At 52.8% G+C, this 6,762-nt stretch carries 6 protein-coding genes and 1 tRNA gene; 1 reads left to right on the forward strand and 6 read right to left on the reverse strand.

All coding sequences use genetic code 11. The features are described from left to right. Window positions 1-201: 201 nt before the first annotated feature. Together ACIQ0R_RS10220 and rpoD are read right to left on the reverse strand one after the other, a co-directional pair. Window positions 202-280, reverse strand: a tRNA-Ile gene (locus ACIQ0R_RS10220). A 177-nt stretch (window positions 281-457) separates the two neighbouring features. After that, window positions 458-2,695, reverse strand: a complete 2,238-nt coding sequence (gene rpoD, locus ACIQ0R_RS10225; RefSeq protein ID WP_395826837.1) for an RNA polymerase sigma factor RpoD — start codon at window positions 2,693-2,695, stop codon at window positions 458-460. Here rpoD and ACIQ0R_RS10230 point away from each other — a divergent pair. Next, complete coding sequence (locus ACIQ0R_RS10230; RefSeq protein ID WP_395826839.1) at window positions 2,685-3,014, forward strand: hypothetical protein; 330 nt, start codon at window positions 2,685-2,687, stop codon at window positions 3,012-3,014. The two genes, rpoD and ACIQ0R_RS10230, sit on opposite strands and share 11 nt — an antisense overlap. 257 nt (window positions 3,015-3,271) lie before the next feature. Here ACIQ0R_RS10230 and dnaG read toward each other — a convergent pair whose 3' ends face one another. The 4 genes from dnaG to ACIQ0R_RS10250 form a co-directional block, all read right to left on the reverse strand. Further along, window positions 3,272-5,068 (reverse strand): DNA primase, encoded by a 1,797-nt coding sequence (gene dnaG, locus ACIQ0R_RS10235; protein ID WP_395826841.1) that lies wholly within the window; start codon window positions 5,066-5,068, stop codon window positions 3,272-3,274. A gap of 46 nt (window positions 5,069-5,114) precedes the next feature. After that, the gene (locus ACIQ0R_RS10240) at window positions 5,115-5,564 is read right to left on the reverse strand and encodes a GatB/YqeY domain-containing protein (RefSeq protein WP_395826844.1); all 450 of its coding nucleotides are present in this window, start codon (window positions 5,562-5,564) and stop codon (window positions 5,115-5,117) included. 220 nt (window positions 5,565-5,784) lie between these two features. Further along, a complete protein-coding gene (rpsU, locus tag ACIQ0R_RS10245; RefSeq protein WP_005665410.1) occupies window positions 5,785-5,997 on the reverse strand; it encodes a 30S ribosomal protein S21 in 213 nt (70 codons plus the stop codon). A gap of 141 nt (window positions 5,998-6,138) precedes the next feature. Further along, window positions 6,139-6,762 (reverse strand): hypothetical protein (locus ACIQ0R_RS10250; RefSeq protein WP_395826849.1); only part of this gene is annotated, 624 nt, incomplete at its 5' end.

The raw sequence follows: 6,762 nt of genomic DNA on the forward strand, positions 1-6,762 counted from the left end.
TAACATTTCCATGGTGATCACCTTATATCTCCTGCCTAAAAATTAGACAGGACAAGTAGAACACCTGGGTCAATTTTGAATCAGCACTATGCCCTTTGCTGGGTCAATTTTCGGTCAGCCGTAACACACTTATCATTATGAATAACGAGTGGTGAAAATTCAGCTAAATATTTGATTTATTTAACTAATTTTCATATTGTTTGGTGGGCCCCCCCAGAGTCGAACTGGGCACCAACGGATTATGAGTCCGCTGCTCTAACCAAGCATGAGCTAGGGGCCCAATTCCCGACGACTGTCGCACGACACTTCGGTGATTTACCGGACTGTCGGTCAACGATATCTTGAAATGCAGGCAAGTCTTGTATTATAGAAAAATACCGGGGCTAAAGGTAGCGTAAGTTACAGTGAATCAGCCAAAATACTGAATGATTCACTGTTAGATTCAATATTATCTCGCTTAATTACCTTCCAGGAAGCTTTTCAGCTTGTCGGAGCGCGATGGGTGGCGCAGCTTGCGCAGCGCTTTAGCCTCTATTTGACGGATCCGCTCACGCGTTACGTCGAACTGTTTGCCGACCTCTTCCAGCGTGTGGTCGGTCGACATTTCGATGCCGAAACGCATGCGCAACACCTTGGCTTCGCGTGGGGTCAGCGAATCGAGGATGTCCTTGACGACGCCGCGCATCGATGCGTGCAACGCTGCATCGGCCGGTGCCAGGGTGTTGTTGTCCTCGATGAAATCGCCCAGATGCGAGTCGTCGTCGTCGCCGATCGGTGCTTCCATCGAAATCGGTTCTTTGGCGATCTTCATGATCTTGCGGATCTTATCTTCCGGCATTTCCATCTTGATCGCCAATGTTGCCGGATCCGGCTCCGCGCCGGTTTCCTGCAAGATTTGGCGCGAGATGCGGTTCATCTTGTTGATCGTTTCGATCATGTGCACCGGAATACGGATGGTGCGAGCCTGGTCGGCGATCGAACGGGTGATGGCCTGACGGATCCACCATGTCGCATAAGTCGAGAATTTGTAGCCGCGGCGATATTCGAACTTGTCTACCGCCTTCATCAACCCGATGTTGCCTTCCTGAATCAGATCCAGGAATTGCAAACCGCGGTTGGTGTATTTCTTGGCGATGGAAATAACCAGACGCAAGTTGGCTTCGGTCATCTCGCGCTTGGCCATGCGCGCTTTGCGCTCGCCGGCACCCATTTTCTTGTTGATACCGCGCAGGTCTGGCAGAGGCAGCACGACGCGCGCCTGCAGATCAATCAGGCGTTGCTGTAGTTCTTTGACTGCCGGCACATTACGGCTTAGCACTGTGCTGTACGCGTGATTGCCGGCAACTTCGCCGTCAACCCAGTCAAGATTGGTTTCATTGCCCGGGAAAACCTTGATGAAGTGCGTGCGCGGCATGCCGCACTTGTTGACCGCAACGTCCAGAATCTGGCGCTCGATCTGACGCACTTCGTCAACCTGGCCGCGCAGCGTATCGCACAGTTTTTCGACGACCTTGGCGGTAAAGCGGATGCCGAGCAATTCGTTGGAAATGATTTCCTGGGCTTTGATATACGGTTTCGAGTTATAGCCTTCTTTTTCGAAAGCCTTGCGCATCTTGTCGAATTGCGTGGAAATGGTTTCGAATTTGGCCAGCGCTTCGCGCTTCAATTGTTCCAACTGTTCAGCCGAGAAGCCGGCCGCGCCGGATGACGAGCTGGCGTCATCTTCTTCGTCCTCTTCTTTTTCGTCTTCTTCGTCTTCTTCGCTATCGTCGTCGGCCGCAGGCGCGGCTGCACTTAAGGCTGCGGCTTCATCTGTCTGGTTGGGGTCAACCAGACCGTCAACGATTTCATCGATCTTGATTTCGTCTTTGGAGATTTTATCGGCGGCCAGCAGGATTTCGGCGATGGTGGTCGGGCAAGCCGAAATCGCCTGAATCATGTCTTTCAGGCCGTCTTCGATACGTTTGGCGATTTCGATTTCGCCTTCGCGGGTGAGCAGCTCGACTGAACCCATTTCACGCATATACATGCGCACCGGGTCGGTGGTGCGGCCGAAGTCCGAATCGACGGTCGATAGCGCGGCTTCAGCCGCTGCCTCGGCGTCGTCATCGCTGGCGACGGTGGCAACGTTGTCGGACAGCAGCAATGTCTCTGCGTCAGGCGCCTGTTCGTAGACGGCAATCCCCATGTCGCTGAACGTACCGATGATGCCTTCAATGGCTTCCGGGTCGATAATGTTTTCAGGCAGGTGATCGTTGATTTCGGAGAAGGTCAGGAAGCCGCGCTCCTTGCCCATCTTGATCAGGGTCTTGAGCTTTTGACGACGTGCTTCGAGCTCTTCTTCGCTAACTTCGGTATCGGACGAGAACGCGTCTTTCAACAACGCCTTTTCCTTGGCTTTGCGATCCTTGGCTTTGGCCTTGTCGACGGCTTTCAGTTCAGCGCGTTCGACCGCGTTCAGCGCCGCTACTTCATCGTTCTCAGGTTGGAATTCTTTTGGCTTGCGACCACGACGTCCCGGCACCTTGACCGACGGCAGGATATAGCCGGAGGTGTCAATCGCCGCCAGTGTTGCGGCATCCGTGGTTTGACTTACGCCTGATCCAATCATCACGCTAACATCGGCCTTGACCGGAGCCGCGGCTGCATTTTTGGATGATTTGACGACTTTGAGTTGAGGTTTCTTGTTTGTCACAGGGGCTTTCGATTTCACAGATACTGGTTTTGCAACAGTTCTTGATGCACTTTTTTTCGTGGTCGTCGCAGTTGCTTTAGAAGCGACTTTCTTGCTTACGGGCTTAGTCGGCGTTTCCGGTGGAACGGCCGTTTTCTTTAAGGAGGATTTCGGTGTTGAGGAAGAGGCGCTTGATCTGGCCGCTGCCGGCTTCGCATTTTTAACGGAAAGTGTCAGGGATTTTGCAGGTCTCTTCATTGCGTTCGCCATGGAATCAAATATCAATTTGGTTACACTGATTTGCGCTATGGTTACTACTGCCTGCAGTCTGTCCGTTTAAATTTTACCAAGTTTAAATCGCCGACAAAGCCGCCTGCGAACCACATCTCTCTACGTTCCTAACTATCTTCCTATTTCTCTCGCTCAAACAAAACTGGTGTTACTATCAATTCATCAGCCAAATCGGCTGCTTCTAAGGCGTTGAATCTAAAGCTTTTAATTATAGCATATGGAGGGGCTTTGCTCCAATCGAAGCGCCCCGGAATCTGCCTGGGCGGGCTTCATCGCGATCTGAATCTGCCGGGTTGCGGCAAGTTGCTAGCGCAAACTGGTTTCCGCTTCGGCTTCGCGTCGCAATTGCTCCTGCTTTTGCATCAAATCCCGATAGCGCTGGCGTGCTTCGTCAGTGCCCAGCCCGGATGCCGCCAATTGATCAAGTTCTTCCTTCAATATCTTCATTTTAGTCTGGCGAATTGCACCTGCTAGTTCTAATCTTGCAGCTTCTGTTTCCGATTCCGATTCGGCGGCAATTTCCGCGATCAATGAGTCAAAATCTTCGCCGCCGTCGCGTAAATGTTCGGCCAGCGTTGCAAAATTGGCCTGGCCGCCCATTTCGTGGCTGGCGGTAATCAGACGTGCCAGCATTTCTGCCCGATCCGGCGCAAAGTGCGCTACCGCATCCAGCGCCGAATCGTCCAGTTCGGATGCAAAGGCCGGATGTGCCACCAGCAGGCGAATGATTTGCCGCTCCAGTCCCACCGGGGCAGGGCGGTTGCTGCGTGGCGGCGCACGGCGTGCGGCGGCAATCGGCTTGGTTAGCTCGAACAGTGATTCGATTTCAGCCGGCGTCGATTGCGTCAGTTGCGCCAGTCCGCGGACAATTTGCAGCCGCAATGAGGATGGCGGCATCGATTGCAGCAGAGGTTTGGCATCGAATTGGGCTCGTGCTCGTCCTTCTGATGTATTCAAATCGGCTTCGGCTGTGACCTCGTTGAGTAAAAATTGCGACAACGGCATCGCGTCATGGATTTGCTGCTCAAATGCCTCTGCACCCATTTCTCTGACAAAACTGTCTGGATCGTGTTCCTGCGGCAGAAACAGAAATTTGATGACTTTGTCATCGGTGGCGTGTGGCAAGCAGGCATCCAGTGCGCGTCGTGCAGCCTTGCGGCCGGCGCGATCGCCATCGAAACTGAATACTACCTGGTCGGTCTGGCGCAGCAGTTTATGCACATGAGTCGGCGTGCAAGCAGTTCCCAAAGTGGCTACCGCTTGCGGAAATCCCAACTGGGCCAGCGCCACTACGTCCATATAACCCTCGGTTACCAGCACATAACCTGCATCGCGGATTGCTTGACGCGCTTCGAACAAGCCATACAGTTCGCTTCCCTTCTGAAATAGAGGTGTTTCCGGCGAATTCAAGTACTTCGGCTCACCGCCATCGAGCACCCGGCCACCAAAACCGATTACCTGACCTTTTGTATTGCGAATTGGAAACATGATCCGATCGCGAAATCGGTCATAGCGTTTGCGGTTATTGCCTTCTTCATCGGTGCGGTCGATCACTAGCCCGGCCTCGACCAGTGCCGTGACGTCGTAATCGGGAAAGACCTGACGTAAGCTGTCCCAGTGGTCGGGCGAGTAGCCAAGGCCAAACCTGGCGGCGATTTCACCGGTCAGGCCGCGTCGTTTCAGGTAGTCGACTGCATGTGTCGCGCTGCGCAATTGCTGCCGATAGAAATCGCAGGCGCTGTTCATCGCCTCCGACAAGGCAAGGCTCTTGGCTTGGTACTCGGCGCGTTGCGCAGGTGGAATTTTGTCGTCGTTGTCCGGTACCGTCATGCCGACGTCTTGCGCCAAGTCTTTGACGGCTTCGACAAAACCCAGTCCGGAGTAATCGATCAGAAAGCTGATCGCGGTGCCATGCGCGCCGCAGCCGAAACAGTGATAAAACTGCTTGGTCGGGCTGACCGTGAAGCTCGGTGATTTTTCGCTATGGAACGGGCACAAACCCATCAGGTTTGCGCCGCCTTTTTTCAACTGGACGTACTTTCCCACCACGTCGACAATGTCGACGCGGTTGAGGAGGTCCTGGATAAACGATTGCGGGATCACGTAGAGTCGAGAGGGCTGCCAGCGCGAGATGGGTTGTGTTCGGTGTTCAGGCGTTGGTCAGCGCAGTTTTTACCATAGCCGATACCGCAGTCATGTCGGCACGGCCAGCCAGCTTTGGCTTGAGTATGGCTATTACCTTGCCCATGTCTTGCGCGCCGGCGGCGCCGCTGGCGCTAACGGCTGCTGCCACCTCGGCTTGTATTTCCGCTTCCGACACGCCTGCCGGCATGTATGTCGTGAGAATGACGAGTTCGGCTTTTTCGATGTCTGCCAGGTCTTGTCGGCCACCGGCTTCAAACCGGGTGATTGAGTCTTTGCGCTGCTTGATCATTTTTTCGATGATCGCCAGTACCTGAGCGTCGTTCAGTTCGATGCGCTCATCGACTTCCTTCTGTTTCATCGCGGCGGTAATCAGCCGGATCGTCCCTAGTTTTGCCGTGTCCTTGGCGCGCATCGCCGCTTTCATGTCTTCGGTAATCTGTTCTTTCAAGCCCATGCAGTTCTCCAAGTAGTGGTGTTTTCCGTATTGGCCGGAAAATCAAGGTGCCGGAATGCGGTGAGATTTTATCGTTGGTTTTTATCGCAAGAAAATACATTGCGATAAATGAAAAAAAAACGGAAAAAAACGGCAAAACCCGCTGCGGAGCAACACCGGAGCGGGTTTGTAACGCTATTCAATCAACCGCACCAGGTGCGATGAAGAACTAGTGCAAATATTAGTACAGTTTTTTCGGCAATTGCTGGCTGCGAATGCGCTTGTAATGACGCTTGACAGCGGCTGCCAGCTTACGCTTACGTTCAGCAGTTGGCTTTTCGTAAAATTCACGTGCACGCAACTCAGTCAGCAAACCTGTTTTTTCAATGGTGCGCTTGAAGCGACGCATAGCGACTTCGAACGGCTCGTTTTCTTTAAGACGAATTGTGGTCATGTAAATTAAAACCAAGTTTGTGTAGGGAAGAACTGGATTATAGCGGGTAAAACCAATAAATGGAAGTCTTATCCAGCTTTGAATCAATCTTGCCGCGAATTTGCAACATCTTTTTGTCACATTTTTTTCTTGCTCAGATTGTTATGTCTTTGCTTTGCCGCGATTGCGATCCAAAAACAAGGCTAGGGCGCTGCCGGCTATCGCGCCGATAAACAGCCCTACAGCAAGAAACACACTGAGTTTGGGGAAGTAAGGTTTTTCCGGCACAAAAATGGCGTCAACCAGCATGGTCGGGAACGCATTGATTCTTGTGCGGACCTCAACCAGACTTGCTTGCTCCGTCGTCAGGCTTCGTATTAACTCCTCCTGTTTGGCCAGCAAGTTGATCGCTACTACGCTAGGTTCAAATTTGGCACCGGCTGCCGAGGCATTCTTCAAACTCAAATCCAGGCGGTTTCTCTCGGGAGTCGCTTGCGCCATTTGGAGCGCATTGTTCTGTAGTCTTGCATCCAGGTTTTTGATCATCGGTGCCGAGCGCATGTTGTGCGTATCGATGAGTGCCTTGACTGCCGCATTCAGATTAGTTTCTGCTTCACTTCGTGAGAAGCCAGCCGCCCTGACATCGACGAAGTCGGTATTTTTTCCAGCCGTAGCCTTCAGGGTTTTGCGGAAAAGGCGGGTCCGAACATCGCTATCTTCATTCAGCGGCAGGCCCGCCGCGTTTAACGCTTGATCTTGTAATTGACGTTGTTTGAAGCGCTCAGC

It is taken from the genome of Collimonas sp. (assembly GCF_044339385.1).
GTDB lineage: Bacteria > Pseudomonadota > Gammaproteobacteria > Burkholderiales > Burkholderiaceae_D > Collimonas.

Coding starts and splice junctions, on each gene's coding strand:
- ACIQ0R_RS10240 (WP_395826844.1), bottom strand. CDS start 5,564: ATGGGCTTGAAAGAACAGATTACCGAAGACATGAAAGCGGCGATGCGC.
- rpsU (WP_005665410.1), bottom strand. CDS start 5,997: ATGACCACAATTCGTCTTAAAGAAAACGAGCCGTTCGAAGTCGCTATG.